The 18113-nt window shown below is 66.1% G+C and carries 19 protein-coding genes; 3 read left to right on the top strand and 16 right to left on the bottom strand.

Annotated features, from left to right (window positions below; all coding sequences use genetic code 11):
* Positions 1 to 107 precede the first annotated feature (107 nt).
* Genes C7I55_RS11275 through C7I55_RS11265 form a run of 3 tightly spaced genes read right to left on the bottom strand, consistent with a single transcriptional unit; the run spans position 108 to position 3787 of the window.
* Positions 108 to 1490 carry a dihydrolipoamide acetyltransferase family protein gene (locus tag C7I55_RS11275; RefSeq protein ID WP_106513002.1) on the bottom strand — a complete coding sequence of 461 codons (1383 nt, stop codon included), beginning with the start codon at positions 1488 to 1490 and terminating at the stop codon, positions 108 to 110.
* A 6-nt stretch (positions 1491 to 1496) separates the two neighbouring features.
* On the bottom strand, positions 1497 to 2501 hold the full coding sequence (locus C7I55_RS11270) for an alpha-ketoacid dehydrogenase subunit beta (RefSeq protein ID WP_106513223.1): 1005 nt from the start codon (positions 2499 to 2501) through the stop codon (positions 1497 to 1499).
* A gap of 5 nt (positions 2502 to 2506) precedes the next feature.
* The gene (locus C7I55_RS11265) at positions 2507 to 3787 is read right to left on the bottom strand and encodes a 3-methyl-2-oxobutanoate dehydrogenase (2-methylpropanoyl-transferring) subunit alpha (protein WP_106513001.1); all 1281 of its coding nucleotides are present in this window, start codon (positions 3785 to 3787) and stop codon (positions 2507 to 2509) included.
* Positions 3788 to 3951: 164 nt separating this feature from the next.
* Between C7I55_RS11265 and C7I55_RS11260 the strand changes: the two genes are divergently transcribed.
* Together C7I55_RS11260 and C7I55_RS11255 are read left to right on the top strand one after the other, a co-directional pair.
* Positions 3952 to 4488: a SixA phosphatase family protein gene (locus tag C7I55_RS11260; protein ID WP_106513000.1), complete on the top strand. Its 537-nt coding sequence runs from the start codon at positions 3952 to 3954 to the stop codon at positions 4486 to 4488.
* Entirely contained in the window at positions 4485 to 4883 is a 399-nt protein-coding gene (locus tag C7I55_RS11255; RefSeq protein WP_106512999.1) for a GFA family protein, read from the top strand. Before C7I55_RS11260 ends, C7I55_RS11255 begins: the two co-directional genes overlap by 4 nt.
* A gap of 39 nt (positions 4884 to 4922) precedes the next feature.
* On the opposite strand, the gene C7I55_RS11250 is transcribed toward C7I55_RS11255, so the two are convergent.
* The 6 genes from C7I55_RS11250 to C7I55_RS11230 all read right to left on the bottom strand — a co-directional run bounded on the left by C7I55_RS11250 (position 4923) and on the right by C7I55_RS11230 (position 7239).
* A complete protein-coding gene (locus C7I55_RS11250) occupies positions 4923 to 5156 on the bottom strand; it encodes a hypothetical protein (RefSeq protein WP_106512998.1) in 234 nt (77 codons plus the stop codon).
* 22 nt (positions 5157 to 5178) lie between these two features.
* Positions 5179 to 5523, bottom strand: a complete 345-nt coding sequence (locus tag C7I55_RS11245; protein ID WP_106512997.1) for a PspC domain-containing protein — start codon at positions 5521 to 5523, stop codon at positions 5179 to 5181.
* Positions 5520 to 5798 (bottom strand): envelope stress response membrane protein PspB, encoded by a 279-nt coding sequence (pspB, locus tag C7I55_RS11240; RefSeq protein ID WP_106512996.1) that lies wholly within the window; start codon positions 5796 to 5798, stop codon positions 5520 to 5522. Before pspB ends, C7I55_RS11245 begins: the two co-directional genes overlap by 4 nt.
* Positions 5799 to 5801: 3 nt before the next feature.
* Complete coding sequence (gene pspA / locus C7I55_RS11235) at positions 5802 to 6476, bottom strand: phage shock protein PspA (RefSeq protein ID WP_106513222.1); 675 nt, start codon at positions 6474 to 6476, stop codon at positions 5802 to 5804.
* A 130-nt stretch (positions 6477 to 6606) separates the two neighbouring features.
* Positions 6607 to 6780: a hypothetical protein gene (locus C7I55_RS28120; RefSeq protein WP_158266386.1), complete on the bottom strand. Its 174-nt coding sequence runs from the start codon at positions 6778 to 6780 to the stop codon at positions 6607 to 6609.
* Between the two features lie 195 nt (positions 6781 to 6975).
* The gene (locus tag C7I55_RS11230; protein ID WP_233222159.1) at positions 6976 to 7239 is read right to left on the bottom strand and encodes a hypothetical protein; all 264 of its coding nucleotides are present in this window, start codon (positions 7237 to 7239) and stop codon (positions 6976 to 6978) included.
* A 240-nt stretch (positions 7240 to 7479) separates the two neighbouring features.
* Here C7I55_RS11230 and poxB point away from each other — a divergent pair, with 240 nt between their 5' ends.
* The gene (poxB, locus tag C7I55_RS11225) at positions 7480 to 9204 is read left to right on the top strand and encodes a ubiquinone-dependent pyruvate dehydrogenase (RefSeq protein WP_106512995.1); all 1725 of its coding nucleotides are present in this window, start codon (positions 7480 to 7482) and stop codon (positions 9202 to 9204) included.
* Positions 9205 to 9250: 46 nt separating this feature from the next.
* Here the strand turns inward: poxB and C7I55_RS11220 are convergent, their stop codons facing one another.
* The 7 genes from C7I55_RS11220 to C7I55_RS11190 form a co-directional block, all read right to left on the bottom strand.
* On the bottom strand, positions 9251 to 9766 hold the full coding sequence (locus C7I55_RS11220) for a cupin domain-containing protein (RefSeq protein ID WP_109043772.1): 516 nt from the start codon (positions 9764 to 9766) through the stop codon (positions 9251 to 9253).
* 183 nt (positions 9767 to 9949) lie between these two features.
* A complete protein-coding gene (locus tag C7I55_RS11215; protein WP_146150997.1) occupies positions 9950 to 11452 on the bottom strand; it encodes a hypothetical protein in 1503 nt (500 codons plus the stop codon).
* A 58-nt stretch (positions 11453 to 11510) separates the two neighbouring features.
* A complete protein-coding gene (locus C7I55_RS11210; RefSeq protein ID WP_106512993.1) occupies positions 11511 to 12482 on the bottom strand; it encodes a hypothetical protein in 972 nt (323 codons plus the stop codon).
* A gap of 3 nt (positions 12483 to 12485) precedes the next feature.
* Entirely contained in the window at positions 12486 to 13748 is a 1263-nt protein-coding gene (locus C7I55_RS11205; protein WP_106512992.1) for a hypothetical protein, read from the bottom strand.
* A 13-nt stretch (positions 13749 to 13761) separates the two neighbouring features.
* The gene (locus tag C7I55_RS11200; RefSeq protein WP_106512991.1) at positions 13762 to 15081 is read right to left on the bottom strand and encodes a hypothetical protein; all 1320 of its coding nucleotides are present in this window, start codon (positions 15079 to 15081) and stop codon (positions 13762 to 13764) included.
* A 39-nt stretch (positions 15082 to 15120) separates the two neighbouring features.
* Positions 15121 to 16170: a hypothetical protein gene (locus tag C7I55_RS11195; RefSeq protein ID WP_106512990.1), complete on the bottom strand. Its 1050-nt coding sequence runs from the start codon at positions 16168 to 16170 to the stop codon at positions 15121 to 15123.
* 39 nt (positions 16171 to 16209) lie between these two features.
* Complete coding sequence (locus C7I55_RS11190) at positions 16210 to 18060, bottom strand: hypothetical protein (protein WP_106512989.1); 1851 nt, start codon at positions 18058 to 18060, stop codon at positions 16210 to 16212.
* Positions 18061 to 18113: the final 53 nt, after the last annotated feature.

The raw sequence follows: 18113 nt of genomic DNA, 5'->3' as shown, positions 1-18113 counted from the left end.
AAGGTTCAGGCCGAACAGCGCCACTCGATCAGTCGAAGCGCGGGCGGCGAGCCCTCCCCTCCCTTTCAGGAGGGGCGAACGCGGCGGCGATCTGCGGACTGATGCTCCTAAAGCGAGAGAAGCTTCAGCGGGTTCTCGATCAGTTTCTTCATGTCCTGAAGGAAGCTCGCCGCGTCCCAGCCGTCGACAACGCGGTGATCGCAGGAGAGCGACAGGTTCATGCGCTTGCGGATCTGGAGATCGCCGTCGATCACGACCGGCTTCTCCTCCAGCTTGTTGACCGCGATGATCGCGACTTCCGGACGGTTGATCACGGGCGTGGAGGTGATCCCGCCCATTGGCCCCAGGCTGGAGATGGTGATCGTCGAGCCGGAAAGCTCGTCGCGGCTGGCCTTGCCGGTGCGGGCGGCGTCGGCGAGGCGAAGGATCTCGCTCGCGATCTCCCACACGCTCATCGTCTCGGCGCTGCGGATCACCGGCACCATCAGTCCGTTCGGGGTCTGGGTCGCCATGCCCATGTTCACCGCGCCGGACCGATAGACGACATTCTCGTCATCGTCATAGCGGGCGTTGATCTGCGGATAGTCGGCAAGCGTCTTCGCCATCGCGACGATCAGGAAGGGGAGCATGGTAAGCTTGGGGTTCGATCCCCGATCGGCATTCATCATCGCCCGCGTCTGCTCGAGCGCGGTGACGTCGAATTCCTCGACCAGGGTGAAATGCGGAATGCGGCGCTTCGCCTCCGCCATATTCTCCGCGATCTTGCGGCGAAGGCCGACGACGCGCACCGCCTCGTCCTGCCGTCGCGGCGCACCGCTGCGCGCCACTGCGCCATTATTGTAGAGGAGATAGGCGTCGAGATCGGAATGGCGGAGCCGGTCGCCGGTGGACTTCACCTCGGCAAGATCAATACCGAGATCGCGCGCCCGCTGGCGGACGGCGGGGGACGCAAGGATTTGCGGCTTCCGGCTATGGGTGTCTCCCTCACCCTCGTTCGTCCGGAGCGACGTCGAGGCGCGTTCTCCGGAAGACGATGAAGCGCGTTGCACAGGCTCCTCGACTTCGGTTGGGGCGATCGGGGTCGGGCGCGGCGCTGATGAAGATGTCGGCTCCTCTGCCGTACTCGGCACCGCTGCCTCCTGCGCCTGCGTCGGCGTGATCAGCCCGTCGCCGAGGGCAACCGTGTCGGTGCGCTCGCCGGCCTCCGTCTCGGTGCCGTCCTGGTCGGCCCCACCCTGCTCCGCATCGGCCTCGGTCTCGAACACGACCAGAACCGAGCCGATCGCGATCTGGTCGCCGACCTCGCCGGCCACCTTGACGACGCGCCCGGCGACCGGGGATTCCATTTCCACCGTTGCCTTGTCGGTCATCATGTCCGCGATCTGCTGGTCTTCCTTGACCATATCGCCGACCTTGACGTGCCAGGCCACGATCTCGGCTTCTGCGATGCCTTCACCGATGTCGGGCAGCTTGAACGAATACAGCGCCATGACCGATCAGACCTCCAATGCTTTCTTGATCGCAGTGCCGATGCGGATCGGCCCCGGAAAATAGGCCCATTCCAGCGAATGCGGATAAGGCGTGTCGAAGCCGGTCGCGCGTTCGACGGGGGCTTCGAGATGGTAGAAGCAGCGTTCCTGGACGAGCGCGGAAAGCTCGCCGCCGAAGCCGCCGGTGCGGGTCGCTTCATGGACGACGACGCAGCGCCCTGTCTTCTTCACCGATTCCTCGATCGTATCCATGTCGATCGGTAGGATGGTGCGCAGATCGATGACTTCGGCATCGATCCCCTCCGCCTCGATCGTCGCAAGCACGACATGGACCATCGTGCCGTAGGCGATCACGGTCACCGCCTCGCCTTCGCGGACCACCGCCGCCTTGCCGAGTGGAACGGTATAATGACCTTCGGGCACCTCGGCCTTGGGGTGCTTGGCCCAAGGCGTCACCGGACGATCGAAGAAGCCGTCGAACGGGCCGTTATAGATCCGCTTCGGCTCGAAGAAGAGCACCGGATCCGGATCCTCGATCGCAGCGATCAGCAGCCCCTTGGCATCATAGGGATTGGACGGAATGACCGTCTTCAGCCCGGCGACATGCGCGAACAGGCTTTCCGGCGACTGGCTGTGGGTCTGACCGCCGAAGATGCCACCGCCGTAGGGCGAACGCACGGTGAGCGACAGGTTCCACTCGCCGGCGGTGCGGTAGCGCATCCGCGCGGCCTCGGAGACGAGTTGATCGAAGGCCGGATAGATATAGTCGGCGAACTGGATTTCGGCGACGGGCTTGAGACCATAAGCGGCCATGCCGATCGCGGTTCCGATGATCCCGTTCTCCGAGATCGGCGTGTCGAAACAGCGGTTACTGCCATATTTCTTCTGGAGATGCTCGGTGGCGCGGAAGACGCCGCCGAAGAAGCCGACATCCTCGCCCATCGCGATGACGGTATCGTCGCGGGCCATCATGACGTCGTGGGCGCTGTTGATCGCCTGGATCATGTTCATGACGGTCATTTGCGCTTTGCCTCCAGCTCGGCGACCATCTGCGCCTGCTGTTCCCTGAGGTGCCAGGGCATCTGCTCGAACACGTCCTCGAACATCGTCGTCACGTCCTGCGGGAATTCGATCGAGGAAGTGACGAGCGTCCCCTGCTTCTCCGCCTCCCGCTGCGCGGCGCGGACTTCGGCTTCGACCGTTTCGAGCAAATCGGCCTCGCGCGCATCGTCCCATTCGCCGAGCACGACAAGATGCTGCTTGAGCCGTGCGATCGGATCGCCGAGCGGCCAGGCCGCGCCTGCATTCTTGGGCCGGTAAGCGGACGGATCGTCGGAGGTCGAATGGCCCTCGACCCGGTAGGTGAACATCTCGATCAGCGTCGGCCCGAGATTGAGCCGGGCACGATCGGCGGCCCAGCGGGTGGCGGCGAACACCGCCAGCGGATCGTTGCCGTCGACGCGCAAGCCGGCAATGCCGTAGCCGACGGCACGCGCTGCGAAGGTGGTAAGATCGCCGCCGGCGATGCCGGAGAAGGACGAGATCGCCCACTGGTTGTTGACGATGTTGAGGATCACCGGCGCCCGGTACACGCCGGCAAAGGTCACTGCGGCGTGGAAATCACCCTCCGCAGTCGAGCCGTCGCCGATATAGGCCGAGGCGATACGGCTGTCCCCGCGGATCGCCGAGGCCATCGCCCAGCCCACCGCCTGCGGATATTGGGTCGCGAGATTGCCCGAGATCGTGAAGAAGCCGTAATCGCGCGACGAATACATGATCGGCAGCTGCCGCCCCTTCAGCGGATCGGCGCGGTTCGAATAAACCTGGCACATCATGTCGCGCAGCGGGTAGCCGCGGGCGACGAGGATGCCCTGCTGCCGATAGGTCGGGAAGGTCATGTCCTCGCGATCGAGCGCGTGCGCGGCCGCGACGGCGACCGCCTCCTCGCCGGTGGACTTCATGTAGAAGCTGGTCTTGCCCTGGCGCTGGGCGCGGTACATGCGATCGTCGAAGATCCGCACCACGACCATGTCGCGGTAGATGCGCCGCAGCTGGTCCGGATCGAGCCGTGGATCCCACATGCCGACCGCATTGCCATCGTCGTCGAGCACCCGGACGAGCGAATAGACGAGCTCGTGGGTTTCCGCGGGAGAGGCCGAGACGTCGGGCTTGCGGACACTGCCGGCGGCGGGAATCACGATGTGGCTGAAATCGATCTCGTCGCCGGGGCGCGCATTCGGCTCGGGCACGTGCAGGGAGAGCGCCGGCCGATTGGGGCGCTCGATATCGCTGGTCATCCTCTCTCCTTTACCGGCACGCTGGATGGGCATGCCGGCCTTTGATCGTGGCGCGCCTCTAGACCATAATCGGGCGCCTTGCCAGCGCAGCCGCGACCCCTCGATCGCCCGAGATTTCCGCGGCGGACTCGGCTAGAGATTGCGCTCAGCCATGGGGACCATGAATGCGCTTGCGAAACCTCGTTCCGATCGTGTCGATTCTTCAGCTCGCCGCCTGCGCCTCGGGCCCGGAGGGCGGATCCACTTACGATCGCGCCGCCGCCCAGGCGGTGGATCCGACGCCGGCGGCGCCCGACGTCTATGTCATGCGCCATTTCGAACGCACGGAAGGCACCGACCCCGGCCTCTCGGAAGAAGGCCGCCGCCATGCCGACGCCCTGTTCACCGTCTTTGCCGAGGATCCGCCGAAGTCGATCTACGTCAGCACCACCCGGCGGGCACGCGAGACGGCGATCCCCCTGGCGTCGACCTTGGGCCTGCCGCTCAAAACCTATGATCCGGCCGATACCCCGCGCCTCGTCGCGGAGGTGAGACGCGAACCAGGGCCGGTGCTGGTCATCGGTCACAGCAACACCGTGGCCGATATCATCGAGCAGCTCGGCGGCGCGCGCCCGGCGCCACTCACCGAGAGCGATTTCGGCGATGTCTGGCACATTTCCGGCGCCGAGCGCCATACGGAGCGCTTGCGGGTAGCGCCGTGACGGAACGAGTCGCGGCCTGCCGTTGCGGCCGGCTCAAGGCCACCTGCACCGGCGCGCCAAAGCGGAACTCGGTCTGCCATTGCTTCACCTGCAAGCAGCGGACCGGCAGCGCATTCGCCTGGAACGCGACATTCGCGCGGGATCAGGTGGCGATCGCTGGCGAAAGCCGCGTGTTCGAGACGCTTTCAAGCGAGGGGCGTTGGTCCCGGATGCATTTCTGCCCCACTTGCGGCTCCACCGTCTATTACGAGATCGAGTCACGGCCCGATATGGTGTCGGTGCCGGCGGGAGGCTTCGCCACCCTCGCCTTCCCGGAACCCGGCGTCGAGGTGTATGGCGAGCGGCGCAATGCCTGGGTCCGCATCGCGCCGGGAAAAGCGCCGGCTCAGGAATAATCCCCGCCGGCGCAGATTGAAGGATTCACCGCCTACCAGTCAAAGGTCGACGCACGCCGCGATCGATTCGAGCTTGCGGATCCGCTCCTTCAAATCCGCCATCTCGATCAGTTCGGCCATGCCGCCAACGGCAGGCGCACGGTGCGCGCCACTAAGCTCGAGTCTTTTGAGATCGAGCCACCCGTTCCAGGCCTTGAGACTGGTGAGCAGGGTCAGGCTGAGGCCGATCAGCGCAAAGCCGGCAAGGGCAGCGAGGGTCATCATGCTGGACATGTCTCTTCTCCCTGATTGAAGGTCAGCGCAGGCTCTCGATCTCTTCGGCGAGACGGCGGTTCGAGCTTGCGACATAGGAGTCGACCTCGATCATCCGGCGATCGATGTCGCGCATCCGTTCGTTGTAATCGGCGGCCGACATCCGCGGCAGCGGAGGCCGATCGTGCTCGGTGAGCGACTTGTGCCCCTTTTCGGCGACCATCGCGGCAACGCCGTAGAGGATCAAGGTCCACGGGAAGGCGAAGAAGGTGGCGACGACGGCGGCGACGCGGATCAGCGTCGGATCCCAGCCGGTCGCGCTGGCGATGCCGGCGCAGACGCCGAGGAGTTTGCCGTTGCGACGGTCGAGACGGAAGGTTCTTTTCACTTGATCCTCCTGAGGCTTTCATGAGCCCGGTCTTCGATGCCGGACTGAAGGGGGTCGGCGGCCAGGGACCGCCAGTTCGGGTTCTCGGCGGCGACGATCCGTTCGATCGTGTCGACGCGGTCGTCGAGGCGCCGGGCGAGATCGTAGAGATCCTCGATCAGCTTCTCGTCGTCGGTGGTGAGCGTCGCCGCCGTCTTCCACCGGGTGATGTAGTGGAGGACCACCCAGGGCAGGCCGATGAAGATCGCCGGGATGACGATGATCTCCGAGCCCATCGCTCAGCCTTCCCGGCCGGCGGCGAGCCGCTGCTTCATTGCGGCGAGCTCGGCATCGACCTTCTCGGCGTTGCGCAGCTCGGCGATTTCTTCTTCCAGGGTTTGCTGCGGGGCGGCAAGCGCCAGCGCGTCGGCCCTGCCTTCGGCGAGATCGGCGCGGCGCTCGAGCATGTCGAAGCGCGAAAAGGCCTCGTCGACCTTCGGCCCGGCATACATTTCCCGCAGCCGAGCCCGGTTCTGGGCGCTCTCGAAGCGGCTCTGGATGGCGTTCTGGCGAACCCGCGCATCCCGGAGCTTCTGCTGCAGCTTGGCGATGTCGGTCTCGGAGGCCCGCAGCCCGTCGTCGAGCATCTCGATTTCTTGGGCCAGGCTCTCGGCGAGGTCGGCGGTCTTGCGCTTCTCCTGCAGCGCGCCCTTGGCGAGATCCTCGCGACCCTTGGACAGCGCAAGCTCGGCCTTCTCGGTCCAGCTGTCCTGCAGCTTCTCCAGCCGTGCGATCTGGCTGCGCATCTCTTTCTGATCGGCGATGGTGCGAGCGGCGGAGGAACGGACTTCGACCAGGGTTTCTTCCATCTCCATGATGATCATCCGGATCATCTTCGCCGGGTCTTCCGCCTTGTCGAGCAGATCGCCGAAATTGGCGGCGACGATGTCACGGGTGCGGGTGAAGATGCTCATCGGCATATCCTTGAACGAGAGGCTGAGCGGCTCCGGCCGGCGAGGCGCTCCGGGCCGCTGCGGCGGCTGGGGACGCGCGGGCCGCGGCGGCGGCATCGGGACCAGCTCGTCGCGGCGAACATGGATCGGCTCACCCACGGACGGCACCCTGCGCCTCGACCGCGGCAACCTGCACCTGGCTGTTCGGCACCGAGGTCTCGGCGATCCGGGCCGGACCGACGGCCGCGCCGACGGCGGTGGCAGTGAAGACGATGGCGGCGGCAGCGGCGATCGCACCCTGCTTCAGATTGTCGATGTCGAACATGGCGTGGCTCCCTTGATCATGTTTCGGGCCGCTCGGGGCGGGTTGCCGACATGATTACAAGGGGTGTGCCAAGTCTCAGGAATGGCGGTTTTCCGCCAAAGATGCGGCCAGTGAGGTAATCCCCGCCCTCATCTCGCTACCGAATTTTGGGATTTCACGCCAACTTTCGGCGAAGCTCTTGAGAAAGGACTCTGCTCAGCCGAACGTGCGCGCGCGCAGCACTACGCGGCGCAAGCTCGATCGCCGATGACGGGGCCCCCGCGTCGCGTCGAGCAGCTTGCCGCCGGCCATGAATACGGCGCCGGTGCAGGCGGCGAACAGCAAATAGCCCGGGATCCCCGGATAGGTCTGCAGGTAGACGAAGCCGCGGGTCACGGCGCCGACCGCGAGCGCATAGATGATCGCGAAGGCTTCGAAGCGGGTCTTGATAACGAACAGGCGCGCGAACTTGCTGAGCATGGCGCAAACGTAGCAAGAGCTGGGCCAATGGCGGTTTTCCGCGGCTCACGTCCGCCGGCCGTTAAAGATTTGTAAACCATACCGACAGTCGACGCGCCGCATCGGTGTGCCTTGGAACCTCACGTCAAGGCGAAGGCTTGACGTCGCAACGGCCGGATCGCTTCGCTAAAGCGATCATACGGTGCGCACGCCGGCCTCGCGCCGCATGCGGCCGGGACAGCTGTAACGGGAGACAGGCGGATGAACGTTGCCGAGATGATCGTCGAAATGCTCGAGGAGATCGGAGTCGAGCGGGTCTACGGGATCGTCGGCGACAGCCTCAACGGCCTCACCGAGGCGATCCGCCGCCGCGGCAAGATCGAATGGGTGCATATGCGCCACGAGGAAGCAGCCGCTTTCGCCGCCGGTGCGGAGGCGCAGGTCACCGGCCGCCTGGCGGTGTGCGCCGGATCGTGTGGCCCCGGCAACCTGCACCTCATCAACGGCCTCTATGACTGCCACCGCAGCGGCGCCCCGGTGCTGGCGATCGCCGCGCAGATACCCAGCGCCGAGATCGGCAGCGGCTATTTCCAGGAGACCAAGCCCGAGCGGCTGTTCGCCGATTGCAGCCATTATTGCGAGATGGTCTCGAGCCCCGAGCAAATGCCGCGGACCTTGGAACTGGCGCTCCGGGCGGCAATCGGCAAAGGCGGCGTATCGGTGTTGACCATCCCCGGCGACGTTGCGCTGAAGGACGCGCCCAAGGTGAAAGCTGCGCCGGCACCCGGGCTGGTCCCGGCGCGCCCCCGCACCGTTCCGGCGCACGACGATCTCGATCGCCTTGCGGCAATGCTGAACGAGGCCGGTTCCGTCACCCTGCTCTGCGGCCGCGGCTGCCGCGACGCCCATGCCGAGTTGCTCCAACTCGCCGATGCGCTCGGCGCACCCATCGTCCATGCGCTCGGCGGCAAGGACTTCGTCGAGCATGACAACCCGTTCGATGTCGGCATGACCGGGCTGATCGGCTTCTCGTCGGGCTATCGCGCGATGTTGAGGTGCGACATGCTGCTGATGCTCGGCACCGATTTCCCCTACCGCCAATTCTATCCCGAGCGCGCCCGAATCGCCCAGATCGACATCCGGCCCGATCATCTCGGCCGCCGCTGCCCGCTCGATCTCGGTCTGGTCGGCGATGTCGGCGACAGCCTTCGCGAGCTGTTGCCGCGGCTCGACCGGAAAACCGATCGCGCACACCTCGACGACAGCCTCGCGCACTACCGAAAGGCGCGGGCGGATCTCGACTCGCTCGCCGTCGACCGGCCCACCGAGGGCCCCATCCACCCGCAATATCTTGCCAGGTTGATCGACGAGGCAGCCGCGCAGGACTGCCTGTTCACCGCCGACGTCGGCACACCGACGATCTGGGCGGCACGCTATCTGCGGATGAACGGCCGGCGGCGGCTGATCGGATCGTGGGTGCACGGCTCGATGGCGAACGCGATGACCCAGGCGATCGGGTTGCAGGCAGCGAATGCGGGGCGCCAGGTCGTCTCACTGTCCGGCGACGGTGGCTTCGCCATGCTGATGGGCGACTTCCTGACGCTCGTTCAGCACGATCTGCCGGTGAAGGTGATCGTGTTCAACAACGGCACTTTGGGCTTCGTCGAAATGGAGATGAAAGCGGCCGGCTTGCTGGAAACCGGTGTGTCCCTGCGCAACCCGGATTTCGCCGCCATGGCCCGTGCCGTCGGGATCCACGGCGTGCGGGTGGAGAAGCCGGCAGAGCTGCCGGCGGCAGTCGCGAACATTCTCGCCAGCCCCGGCCCGGCACTACTCGACGTGGTCGTCGCCCGCCAGGAATTGGCGATGCCGCCGAAGGTGACGGCCGAGCAGCTCAAGGGCTTCAGCCTCTATGTGCTGAAGGCGGTGATGAACGGCCGCGGCGACGAGATCGTGGACCTGGCCCGCACCAACCTGCTGCGATGAGTGTGCTCGGACACCCGCTTCAACGACGATTGCTCCTCTCATAGCTCTATCTCGGAGCGCCGGCCGCCACCGGGACCTTCGTGCCGAGCAGCACCAGCCTGTCGTCCGTAATCCCGAACCAGTGCGGCGTTCCGGCCGGGATCAGCATGACGTCGCCCGGCTTGAGCCCACGCGTGGTGCCGCCTTCGATACGGCTGCCCTCGGTCAGGCCCGGTCTGGACACCTTTGCATCGACGAGGGTCCCGCCGGAAACCAGAGTTCCCTGCCCTGCGATGACGATCGCATATTCGGCTTCGGTGGGGTGGACAGCGGGACGGCCCGCCTTCTTCCAGATTTCGAGTGCAGCCACGGTTTCGCCGTTGCGGACGAGCGGGCGCCACGAAAAGCCCTGGTCCGGCTTCATCGCCTTCTCCATGTCGGCGATCTGCGCCTGCACCTCCGCGGCACCGGCGAAGGCGGTGGGGTCGGCCTCTTGCGCCGCTGCGGGCACGCCGATCGTGGCGAGCGCGAGCGGGATCGATCGCCATCGCTTGATCGTCTGCCGTTCGAAGACCTGCCGCATATTTCCTCCCCTGGTCCGCGCTGGTAGGGCCGACACCAGAATGCCCGCGCCGCGATCGAGTTGCGATCGACCGTGTAGCACGCTGCTCCCGGCCTGGTGACGCCAGACTTAAGTCTGCATTCGAACCGCAACACTGCGCGACGGTCCCGCCTCCTTCCGTGCGCCGCGGCGAAGAGGCTTGGGCTAGGGCCGCACCGGGGCGCCCCCCGTGGCCGCACCGGCTCCCGTCCCTGTCGGGGCTCCCCCGGCCCCGCTTCCCGCGGCGCCCGTACCGGTCGAAGCGCCCCCGGTGCCCGTCCCCGTGTTCCCCGTGCCGGCGCCCGCTCCAGAACCCGTACTGCCCGCGCCGGTCCCCGATCCCGCTGTACCTGTGCCTGCGCCTGCGCCCGTGGTGCCCCCTGCCCCAGGGCTGCTCGTGTCCGTCGTGCCCGTCCCGGTGCCGGTGCCCGACCCCGCGCCGCCAGATCGCGCCGGGAGCGGCGCCATTGCAGGCGGTGCAGGCGGGGTGCGGAGGGCCGTGTTGAGGTCGCCGGAGCGGGCGATGCGATCGGCACGGCGCGCCGCCGCGGCAGCGGTGCGTTCCTGGCTCGCACGGGCCGCTTCCGCCTCCGGATTGAGGGAATTGACTCGGATCCGCTCCTGGGCGGGCCCGCCCGCGAGGCGATCAAGTGCGACGTAATCGGTGCGGAAGATCAGCTCGACGGCGCTGTCGAGATCGACCGAAGTGTTCATCTCCTCGTTGGTCTGGACGCGATCGGTACTGACATAGCCGATCGTGTTCTGCATCTTGGCCTCGGCGCCCCAGATGCCGACCTTGCCGTTGACTCCCACTTCGGTGGTGTTGCGCATGTCGAATTGCGAGCCGCGATCCTGCGCGGCAGCGCTGCTCGCATCGATGTGGAACCGCATCGAGGCGTTCAGCCGGCCGCTCTCGATGACGATCCTCTGCAAACCCATCTGGATCATGGTGGCGAGGAGCTGCTGGCGGCCGCGCGCCATCACCTGGCGGGCGAGCGGCACCAGCGCCTCGGGATTGCCGCCGGAGATGCTCTCTTCCTCCGGAAGCTCGAACGCCGCACGCAACGCCGCTTCGCTCGGCGGGCTCGCCCCGGGACGGAGGACGAGGCGGGTCGCGGCGTCGCGCTCGGCCTGGATCTCGGCCTGACGCTGCCGCCGTTCCTCGGGATCGAGCCCGGAGAGATCCTCTGGCTCCTCGTCTTCGGCTCCTTCGATCGCGTAAGCGGTCGGGAAGCGTTCAGCGATCCAGGCGCGGGCGCCGGCAATGCCGACATTCGCATCGGCAAAGCCTTCGGTCGTCTGGGCGACGTTGCGGATCAGATCGACGAACGCGGTCATCTGCTGCTGGTTGGAGTCGTTCATCGCCTTGAACACGCCGGTAATCAGCTCGGTCACGAAGCGCGGGAAGGAAACGGCGTTGAGCACAGCCTGGGTGGTGCCGGCGACGCGATCGGTGGCGACTCCGGAGAATTCGGAACCTGCGTTGAGCGCCGTCCCCATCGGGCGCCGTGGCACCGGCCTGCGAGCTAACTCATCGTTGGCGAGTGCGGCCGAGCCGATCTTGACCAGCGAGCCGGCGAGATCGCGCCGGGTCTCGGGATCGAGCGCGCTGAAGCCCTGTTGCGCGGCGAGCAGCGATCGGACGCCGTGCCGCACCTCGTCCCGCACGGCGGACGCCGCCGCGCGCCTCGGGCGAGGAGGCGGAAGAGGCGCCGCCGTGGCCATGTCAGGCGCCCAGGGCCGACCAGGGCGAAGCTGCGGGGGCAGGTCCGCGCGCACGCGGAGCGGCCGGGGCGCTGCTCTGCGCCTCCCCGATGTCGAGCGTTGCTTCGATCCAGTCGATTGCCGAGCCGACCACCGGATGGCCGATCTCGACCAAAGGACCGGATTCGCCAATCTGCTCCGAAACCTCGGCGAGCCAGGAGATCACGATCATGCCGGCCTTGCCGCGCCGGATATAGGGTGCGGCGCGCCTGAAGCTCTTGTGCGCGATGCGGGCGATGCCGTCGACCACGCCCCAAAGGTCGCGCGCCGCAAAGGCGCCGCGAAGGCTCGCGTGACCGACGATTGCAAAGGCATCCTTCAGGGTCGCGACCACTTCCTGAGCGATGAAAGCGGTGCTGCCGCTGCTTGCCTCGCCGAGGTTCGCGATCAGCGCACGCGCGCCGGCGCGAACGCGTGCCTGTTGCGCGAGGCCTCCATAAGGATCGTCTGAACCCAGCTCGTCCAATTTGTAGAGCGACTCGCACAGCTCCAGCATGCCGTCCTCGAACTGGAAATTACGGTCCGCGTCGGCCGCGACCGGGCCCGAGGAGGTGCCGAACAGGCGCGAGAAGAAGGCGTTGCGCTCGACCTCGGAAATACGGTCGTTGCGGGCGCGCCACCAGGAGGCAACCAGGCTCTCGGCGGCGCCGAGATCGACCTGGAGCGCGCCCGTCGCGGCCAGTGCGGCCAGAGTCTCGACGGCAGGAATGATCCCCGCGGGCTCGAGATCCGCAGCGAGATACAGGGTGGCGAGCGCGCGCAGCTGGGCCTTGTCGATGCGGGCGGCGACCGGATCGGGAATGTCGATGTCGCCGAGCTCGTCGAGCGCGAAGGCGAGTCCGGGGACCGTGGCCTCAGCAACCAGTTGCGCGCCGAGCCCGAGCGCGGAAGCGACGAGTGCGTCCGCGACCGGCGCGATGAGGGCCCCGCCCATCGGTCAGCCCGCCCCAGCGGCGGCGGGCGGCGGCGTGTTCGGATTGTACGGCGTGCTGTTGCCCTGGATCACCGACATCATCTGCGGCGTCGCCATCTTTTCCATCGGCAGATAGTCGCTCTTGAAATTGACGCGCACTTCGCCCGACAGCTTGGCTTTGACCTCGGCCTTGGACTCGCTGTTCTCGTCGACCGCGGAGCCGACGGTGGCGACATGTTCCTGTTCGCCCTCGAACGAGGCGGAGGCGCTGTAGGGCGTGTACCAGCTGCCATATTCGGCGTTGAGCTTCTCCTTATACTTTTGCGACTCCCGGTCGTGCATCGACGCGGTGTAGTGACGCTTGGCCTTGTCACTTGCGCGCATGTCGAAGACGACTTTGGCGGTGATCGAACCGTCGGTGACCACGATCCGGTTGATGCCGAGCATCACCATCGACGAGAGCAGTTGCTGGCGCGATTTCGCCATCTGCAGGCGCGCCGCCGTGACCAGGCGGAGTTCGGCATTGGCGTCACTGAGGTCGGTGACCGGCGGATTGACGTTCATTTCGCGGCTGATCTCGGCGAGCCGCACCGCAGCGTCGTCGCCGGTCGCCTGCAGCCGTGGCGGCGGCTGCTCCGCGCCGTCGCCCTCGGCAAAGCTGTCCGACGTGGCGCCGATGTCGACGGAGAGCACGTCGGGATAGGCGTCGGCCAGGTAAACGCGCCCGGCCGCTTCGCCGATATTGTCGCGCATGAACTGGTCGGTGGTCTTGGCGACATTGGCGATCAACTCGCCGTACGCGCGCATCTGCTCGATCGAGCTTTCGACGATCGCCTGAAAGACGTTCTTGATCAGGCCGCCAACGAACTTGGGAAAGTCGACCTTCTGGACCATCTCGCCGAATTGCTCGACCCCCTGGCGGACCGCACCCGCCTGGAAATCCTTGCCGGCGAAGCCCGGGCTCTTGGAGAGTTGCCGCTTGGTCGCCTCCGTCGCGCTTTCGTCCAGCGCCCGCGCGGCAGGCGCCGCAGCGAGAGCGCCGGAGCGCGGCAGATCGCCTTTGGCCTCACGCTCGGCAATTTCCGCCTGCACGCCGCCGGGATCGGCCATGTAGGACAAGACGTGGACGGTGTCGGCAGCGATCCGCTTCCGCTCGTCGTCGGGCAAGCCGAGGAAGGCGGGGATCGCAGTGAGCAGCCGGCGTACCTCCGGCCGGGTTGCATCCAGCGCTTCGGCGCTGGTCGTCGGCGGCGGATTGGCGCGGGCAGATTGATGCAGGGAGGCCATGTCGAGTCTTCCCTCAAGCCGCTGGAGCAGGGGCGGGCGTGGTTGCCGGCGCCGCGGCAGGCGCGCTTGGCGCGGTTCTCGCACTCGGCACGACATTGGGATCGGCCGGCGTCGCATTGCCCTGGATCGCAGCGATCATCTGCGGGGTCGCCATCTTCTCGAGCGGCAGATAGTCGCTCTTGAAATTCACATCGACGGCGCCGGACAGCTGGATTTTGGTTTGCATCGCCGCATTGGAGGCCTCGGACGCCGCGGTCTGGGCCGTGATGATCGGCTTGTTCTCGTACTTGTACTCGCCCTTCGCGTAATAGCTCGCATCGTAATCGCGGCTGTCCTTGCTGCGGCTCGAGGTCACGTCGGCGCCGGAATCATATTTGCCCTCGCCGGCATAGGTGGTTTGGACATTGCCATATTTGTCGCGGGCGAGATCGACGGCGCTGGCGCTGCGGCGCATCGCATAGCTGTCCTGCGCCTTGACGTCGTAGATGATCTTGGCGCTGATCTTGCCGTCGGTGACGACGATCCGGTTGATGCCCATCAGGACAATGCTCGCCATCAGCTGCTGGCGCTGTCGGGCCAGCTGCATCCGCGCCTGCTCGATGATCGCGCGCTCGGCATTGGCATCGCTGAGATCGAGGCTCTTGATCTGCCCGTCGGCGAATTCGAGCTTGTTGTTGACCTTCTTCAGCGCCTCCGACTCGTCGACACCCTCGCGCAGTTGCAGGCGCGGCCCCGGCTCGTCCGACATGTCGTCGAAGCCGATCTCGAACAAATCGGGGAATTGCTCGACCATATGGTCGCGGCCCTGGTTCTCGGAAACGTTGTCGTCCATGAACTGCTTGAGCGACGTCGCCACCGCCGCCACCATCTTTTGATAGGCCTCCATCTGCTGGATCGAGCTGTCGGTGATCGATTGAAACACCCCCTGGATCAGGCCGGAGACGAAGGTCGGGAACTTGACCTGGTTGAGCAGCTCGCCGGCGACCTTGGCCCCCTCGCGCGCGGCATTGGCCTTGAAGCCGGCGTCGCCGATCGCGTCGACTGCATCCCGGCGTTCGCCCCAACTCGCCTCGCTCGCCGATTTGTCGGCCAGGCTCTGCGCAGGCGTGCCGAGGCCACCGGGGATGCGATTGCCTTCGATTCCCTCCGGACGGGCGAGGTAGTCGGCGATCAACGCGGTGTTGCGCGCGATGTCCTGCTGGTCGGCCGGCGACATTCTGCGAAACGCCTCCGACTGGGTGAGGAGGTTGGCGACGCTCTGCCGGACCTCCGGCGCCGGCTGCGGCGGCAAGGAGCTTGCGGGCGGCTGACGGATGGGTGCTGCGGGGTACATGTTTGAGGCCCTTCGGCTCGAGGTTGGCATCGGCGCGGTTCAGGCGGCCCTGGCGACGGCCTCCGGCGGAAGCTCGAACTCGATCGGGCGCAGATACAGACTTACCCGCGGCGGCGAGTGGGCATCGGTCCTGAGACTTACGATCGAGAAGCGTCCCGGCCAGTGTGCGTCTTCGGGCGTGAACGCGCTCATCCAACGCTCCAGCGCGGCGAGCCCGCGCGGGCGCTCGGCGAGGCCCATGGTGAGCAGGCTGAGGAAGCTCGGCGGGACGTCGGGGATGGCGGAGAGGAGCACGTAGATCTCGAAATCGGGGCCGTGAGGCGTGTCTCCGAAGGCGAGCAAGGCGCCATGTTCGGGAAGCTCGAAGCGCCCGCCGAGCACAAGCCCGATCAGCTGCATGATGCCAGGCAGGCGATGGCCCAGACCGAGGACATCGAGAACCGGCTGAAGATCGGCGAGCTTCAGCGCTTCGGTGCACGCGAAGGTGAGGCGCTGGCCACCCATGTCGCGCTGCGCGGACAGGGTGGTGAACAACGGCTTCAGACCGGGAACCAGCTGCAGAGCGGGCATCACGATGCGGTGCAGGCCGACCGGCAGATTGTCGATCCGCCCCGCGCCGCCGGGCAGCTCGTAATAGACTTTGGACGCATAAAGGCCGTTTCGGTCGAAGCTCGAACCGAAGAAGGCGCCGTAATCGAGATTGCCGCCGCTGGCGAAGCCGCGGAACGGCTCGCTTGCTCGGTCGAACCAGTGGAGCGGACCATTGCCGAGAAAATTCCCGATCAGGCGCCGCATCTCGTGGGTCGAGGCATCGCGCCGATCGATCGATCCCGCCTCCGGGGGCAGCGGTTCGATGGTGAAGCGAAGGTTGTTCGGCTGGGTCTCCGAGAAGCTCGGTTCGAACGGCGCCGCCATCGGCATCAGCGCATTGTTGCGATAGCGCGGATCATCGGCCGGATATTGGAAGGTGCGCATGAACAGGTCGCGCGACGGTGCGAACGGATCGGCGGTACCGAGCGACTGGGCTGCCGACCGCAGCCGCCGCTCGACCCGCGCCACCATTGGCTCACTCTGTGTCTGAAACCGCATTGGGTTTCTCCTGAAAAGCTGGAGGGGACGGACGCCGGTTCAATAGGCCCCCGCCTTGGCACCGTTCCGAGCGAACGCCGATCGGGACTCGCCGCCGAGGCCGAACCCGATGTCGCCGATGCCGTCGAGCATGTCGCGGGCGAGTGCCGGGATCGGGATCGGCTTGGAGGTCATCTGCGGAGCCTCTCTTGGCTGTGCCATTTCCTCGACCCGCGTATCGCTGGTGGCGGTGTCGGCAAGCCAGAGTTCACAGGCATTGACCAGATCGTAATCGGTCGGGTTGCGGGTGGCCTTGTGGTTTTCGGCGACGTCGGGGTTACGCACCTGATCGATGTCGATCAGCGGGCCGGTCGTCCGGTTGATCCGGGCGACGTTGTTGGCCAGCCACGCGGTGATGATCGTGCCGCAGGTCGCCAGGGTGCGATAGCGCGAGCTCGTCTTGGCGCCGCCAAGCTCGTAGGTGGCGACCTGATCGACCACCTGCCACATGTCGCGGGCCCCATAGGATCCGCGGATCTCCGGATCCTGGAGCAAATCGATCATGAATTTTATCTGTGACTGCACTTCGCGTGCCGCGAAATGGGCCATTCCGTAGCCGTGCAGGGAAAGATTGGCGGCGAGATCGCGCGCCGCCTTGCGCACCTGCTGATGGCTGATCGGGCTCGGCGTCGCCGAGCGTAGTAGGGTGTCGACCTCGTTCTGGCGGATGAAGGACGAGACCGACGAGACGAAGCGCAGCCACAGATCGTTGAACTCGCTGTTGATCATCCCGTTGGGATTGCCGCCGGGGATTCCCAGCGTAATCGAAGCGAAGTTGCGCCGTTCCTGCTCGCTCATCCGGTTCGGGGCCTCGCGCCAGTAACGGTACAGCGCCTTGCCGGCGCGCCCCGGGCCGATCGGCAGCATGCCCTGCTGGAACTGCTCGACGATCCGGTCGACGACCTGGAACACCTTCAGCTCGTCGAACATCGCCGAGACGATCATTGGCCCCATCGCCCGCACATTCTCTGCGATGATGTTCTCGTCGACGATCTCCTCCAGATCGGGGAGATCGATGATGCTGTCGCCGATCTCATCGTCGCCGCCGACATTCTGGACCCGATCGAGCGCCTCGTTCACCTTTCGGCGGAGCTGCGGCTCCTCGTCCGAGACGTTGGCGTCGGCAAGGCCTCTCATCACCCGGGCAAACTCCTCCGCACCGCATTGCGGGTCGGCGCCACGGCGGCCGTCGGGATCGCCTTCTATGGCAAGGATGGTGAGCACCTTTTCGGCTAACGGGAAGTAGCTGCGCGCTTCGCCCAAGGCGCGGAAGAATTCGCGCGTGAACGTCCGCGCATTGGGGTGCCTCGTGTCGGGATAAAGGGTCGATCCGTTGCCCTTGGTGCCGGCAGCAACCGTGGCGCCGGTCCGGGTGGTGGCCTGCGGCACGATCCGGACCGGCGGCGCTTCGGCCGCCTCGAGCATCAGGAGGCCGATGCTCAGTCCGACGAGGGTGATGTCGGCGTCGTCGGAATACGGGCTTTCGCCGCCGGAGGAGCCCTTGGTCTGGCCGCTTTGCGCGTCGGCATGGCTTGGTTGATCGAAGAGCAGTCGTCCGTTCTTGTGCGAGCGCAGTTCGGGAACCAGCATCGCCTGTTCGTTGAGCAGGGTCCGCGTCGCGACGAACAGGGGGTCGCAGACTTCGACCGCCTTGTTGTTGTTGCGCTCGCTCTTGCCGATTTCCTCGATGATCGTTTCGGCGCGCGCTTTCTCCGCCGCTTCCGCCTTGCTGAGCGGGCGCTTCTTCTCGACCGCGGTCAATCGGGCAACGGTGTTGACCAACTCGTCGAAGGCCGCGGCCTCGCGCCGTGCGACATCTCGAAAGTGGATCCGGCTATCGATGCTTGCCATGATGGTATCTCCTTGGAATTCCTTGGTCCGGTTGAATCAGCGACAGATTGTGG

It is taken from the genome of Allosphingosinicella deserti (assembly GCF_003012735.1).
Taxonomy (GTDB): Bacteria; Pseudomonadota; Alphaproteobacteria; order Sphingomonadales; family Sphingomonadaceae; genus Allosphingosinicella; species Allosphingosinicella deserti.
The sequence above is the reverse complement of the archived record's forward strand: the minus strand, read 5'-3'. Positions and strand labels throughout refer to the sequence as shown.

What these genes read in the sequence shown, in the direction of transcription:
- C7I55_RS11220 (WP_109043772.1), bottom strand. Translation starts at nt 9,766, where the DNA reads ATGCGGCAGGTCTTCGAACGGCAGACGATCAAGCGATGGCGATCGATC.
- C7I55_RS11270 (WP_106513223.1), bottom strand. Translation starts at nt 2,501, where the DNA reads ATGAACATGATCCAGGCGATCAACAGCGCCCACGACGTCATGATGGCC.
- C7I55_RS11275 (WP_106513002.1), bottom strand. Translation starts at nt 1,490, where the DNA reads ATGGCGCTGTATTCGTTCAAGCTGCCCGACATCGGTGAAGGCATCGCA.
- C7I55_RS11265 (WP_106513001.1), bottom strand. Translation starts at nt 3,787, where the DNA reads ATGACCAGCGATATCGAGCGCCCCAATCGGCCGGCGCTCTCCCTGCAC.
- C7I55_RS11230 (WP_233222159.1), bottom strand. Translation starts at nt 7,239, where the DNA reads ATGCTCAGCAAGTTCGCGCGCCTGTTCGTTATCAAGACCCGCTTCGAA.
- C7I55_RS11260 (WP_106513000.1), top strand. Translation starts at nt 3,952, where the DNA reads ATGCGCTTGCGAAACCTCGTTCCGATCGTGTCGATTCTTCAGCTCGCC.
- pspA (WP_106513222.1), bottom strand. Translation starts at nt 6,476, where the DNA reads ATGAGCATCTTCACCCGCACCCGTGACATCGTCGCCGCCAATTTCGGC.
- C7I55_RS11250 (WP_106512998.1), bottom strand. Translation starts at nt 5,156, where the DNA reads ATGTCCAGCATGATGACCCTCGCTGCCCTTGCCGGCTTTGCGCTGATC.
- C7I55_RS11195 (WP_106512990.1), bottom strand. Translation starts at nt 16,170, where the DNA reads ATGCGGTTTCAGACACAGAGTGAGCCAATGGTGGCGCGGGTCGAGCGG.
- poxB (WP_106512995.1), top strand. Translation starts at nt 7,480, where the DNA reads ATGAACGTTGCCGAGATGATCGTCGAAATGCTCGAGGAGATCGGAGTC.
- C7I55_RS11205 (WP_106512992.1), bottom strand. Translation starts at nt 13,748, where the DNA reads ATGGCCTCCCTGCATCAATCTGCCCGCGCCAATCCGCCGCCGACGACC.
- C7I55_RS28120 (WP_158266386.1), bottom strand. Translation starts at nt 6,780, where the DNA reads ATGTTCGACATCGACAATCTGAAGCAGGGTGCGATCGCCGCTGCCGCC.
- C7I55_RS11190 (WP_106512989.1), bottom strand. Translation starts at nt 18,060, where the DNA reads ATGGCAAGCATCGATAGCCGGATCCACTTTCGAGATGTCGCACGGCGC.
- C7I55_RS11210 (WP_106512993.1), bottom strand. Translation starts at nt 12,482, where the DNA reads ATGGGCGGGGCCCTCATCGCGCCGGTCGCGGACGCACTCGTCGCTTCC.
- pspB (WP_106512996.1), bottom strand. Translation starts at nt 5,798, where the DNA reads ATGGGCTCGGAGATCATCGTCATCCCGGCGATCTTCATCGGCCTGCCC.
- C7I55_RS11200 (WP_106512991.1), bottom strand. Translation starts at nt 15,081, where the DNA reads ATGTACCCCGCAGCACCCATCCGTCAGCCGCCCGCAAGCTCCTTGCCG.